Annotated in this window: 3 protein-coding genes; all 3 read left to right on the forward strand. The window is 71.3% G+C overall.

Annotated elements, in window-relative coordinates:
• Positions 1-82 precede the first annotated feature (82 nt).
• The 3 genes from ACWELQ_RS44660 (at position 83) to ACWELQ_RS44670 (ending at position 1,704) form a co-directional block, all read left to right on the forward strand.
• Positions 83-352: a DUF3761 domain-containing protein gene (locus ACWELQ_RS44660; protein ID WP_452403016.1), complete on the forward strand. Its 270-nt coding sequence runs from the start codon at positions 83-85 to the stop codon at positions 350-352.
• Between the two features lie 56 nt (positions 353-408).
• Entirely contained in the window at positions 409-1,032 is a 624-nt protein-coding gene (locus tag ACWELQ_RS44665; RefSeq protein ID WP_452403017.1) for a DNA-3-methyladenine glycosylase, read from the forward strand.
• Positions 1,033-1,128: 96 nt separating this feature from the next.
• Positions 1,129-1,704: a Clp protease N-terminal domain-containing protein gene (locus tag ACWELQ_RS44670; protein WP_452403018.1), complete on the forward strand. Its 576-nt coding sequence runs from the start codon at positions 1,129-1,131 to the stop codon at positions 1,702-1,704.
• Positions 1,705-2,000 lie beyond the last annotated feature (296 nt).

The raw sequence follows: 2,000 nt of genomic DNA on the forward strand, positions 1-2,000 counted from the left end.
CGCTCGTCGGGGGCGTCCGCCCCCGAATCGATGTCGTTCTTCCGCAGGGGTTTTCGTAGTGATCAGCCAGACAACGCGCCGCGTGGCGCGACATATCCTGCCCTGGGCCGCCGCGGCCTTCCTCGGTGCGAGCACCGTGCTCGCCGGACCGGCCGCCGCCGCCCCGATCGTCCACACCGCCTGCGGGGCAGGCGAATACGAGAACGTCGACGGCGCGTGCGTGCATCGCCCCGAACAGTCCGCCACCGCCCCCGACGGGGCCACCGCCCGCTGCAAGGACGGCACCTGGAGCTTCAGCCAGCACCGCCGCGGCACCTGCTCGGGCCACGGCGGCGTCGCCGAATGGCTCTGAGCTAGCCACCCGCCCGCCCGCGAACCCGGGCGGGCATTGCGGAACAATGGTTCGCCGTGGGTGCCGAAGATCTCGCGGTCGAACCGCTGCACGCCGCCCGGCGACTGCTCGGGGGCACGCTCCGCTCCGGACCGGTCGCCCTGCGCATCGTGGAAGTCGAGGCGTACGGCGGTGATCCGGCCGGACCCTGGCCCGATCCGGCCGCCCACTCGCATCGCGGCCGCACCCCGCGCAACAACGTCATGTTCGGTCCGCCCGGCGTGCTCTACGTCTACTTCAGTTACGGCATGCACACCTGCGTGAATGTCACCAGCGGCCCGGACGGACTCGCGAGCGCGGTGCTCATCCGGGCCGGGGAGATCATCGAGGGCCTCGATATCGCGCGCGCCCGCCGCCCCGCCGCCCGCAGCGACGCCGATCTCGCTCGCGGACCCGGCAATGTCGGCAGCGCCCTCGCAATCACCTTGGACGACTACGGAACTCACCTGTTCGACCCGACGGCCGCCATCAGCCTCGAGCTCGGTCCCGAAATCGCGGACGGCGCAGCCGTTTCCACCGGCCCGCGCGTCGGCGTGAGTCTCGCCGCCGACCGCCCGTGGCGGCTGTGGCTCCCGGATTCCCCCGCGGTCTCGGCCTATCGGCGCAGCCCCCGAGCCCCCCAACTCGACCGCCCCGCTTGATCCCGTGCCCTGCCCCCTCATTCCGGCAAACGCATGCCGGGAGGGCGAAGGGGACTACGGTGGACGAATCGACACCTCGCCCCTAGGTGGAAGCCCATGTTCGAACGGTTCACCGACACCGCCCGCCGCACCATCGTGCTGTCCCAGGAGGAAGCCCGGTTGCTCGGCCACGACTGGATCGGAACCGAACACCTGCTGCTCGGCCTGATTCACGGCGCGGACCCCGTCGCGGGGCAGACCCTGGCAGAGCTCGGCCTCGATCTCTCCGGCACCCGCGAGCTGGTGGGCCACGCGGTGGGCATTCCGGCGAAACACGCGGTCGACGCGCACATCCCGTTCACACCCCGCGCCAAGTCGGTCCTCGAACACTCGCTGCGCGAGGCACTGCACCTGGGCCACAACTACATCGGGCCCGAACATCTGCTGCTGGGCCTCGTCGCCGACGACGCCGGCGTAGCCACCCAGGTCCTGATCAGCCAGAGCGCCGACCCCAAGGACATCCGCGACCGGGTCATCGCCCTCATGCAGGCCGCCCCCTTCTCCACCGACGCCCGCGCCGCCTCGGAATCCGAACTGCGCCAACGCATCGCCGAACTCGAACACCGCGTCAAGGAACTGGAACGCCGCCTCGACAATCCCGGCCCGAATCCAGCGCGCGACGACTCCGCCTGAACACCCGATGCCTCGCGCGTATCGCGCCCGTACGCCTCTCTGACAACCAGAACGGCTGCCGCGCAGTGGGTTCGAGGTCGTCCGACCGCGCGGCGGACCGGAATCCCGGCGTGGGATTCCGGTCCGAAGGTGGCGGGTGGCAGCGCGGACTAGGCCGAGACCCTCGCGCGGACCCGGGTGCTCGCGGCGAACAATGCGGCCACCGTCGCGCGAGGGGCGGTGTCGCTCTCGCCGAATGCCCAGGCCACGCCGTCGTCGCCGCGGTATTCCAGGTAGGCGGCCGTCACCGTCGAACC

The sequence above is a fragment of the Nocardia sp. NPDC004722 genome (assembly GCF_053601505.1).